This window comes from Pseudomonas sp. IT-232MI5 (assembly GCF_949767845.1).
Classification (GTDB): domain Bacteria; phylum Pseudomonadota; class Gammaproteobacteria; order Pseudomonadales; family Pseudomonadaceae; genus Aquipseudomonas.
Window position 1 is genome coordinate 1 of record NZ_CATKQE010000046.1, and the last position, 293, is coordinate 293.

The window sequence follows — 293 nt, forward strand, 5'->3', positions numbered from 1 at the left end:
CCGGCGCCGTTGCGCAGAGAAATGTTGCTCAGCACATAGCGCTGGCCACGGCGGACGTAGGTTTCCTTGCGTTCGAAACCACGGCACAGCAACAACTGATCTTCGCTGTTGCGGACCAGGGTGATGTTTTCGATGGCGTCGTAGTGGAACAGGCCGACTTTAGGCAACGGATAGCTGTGGTCGCGGCCGTCGGCGCTGTAGAACGTCAGGCCATCGTCCACGCAGTCAAAACGCGTGGTGAATTCGTTGATCCAGCGAGCGCCGAGTTCGCTCTGATCGTAGGCGTCGAGGCG

Annotated in this window: 1 protein-coding gene; it reads right to left on the minus strand. The window is 59.7% G+C overall.

From position 1 onward, the window contains the following. The coding region (locus tag ACM6JQ_RS20825) for a hypothetical protein (protein WP_414894611.1) at positions 1-293 on the minus strand (293 nt) is incomplete at both ends.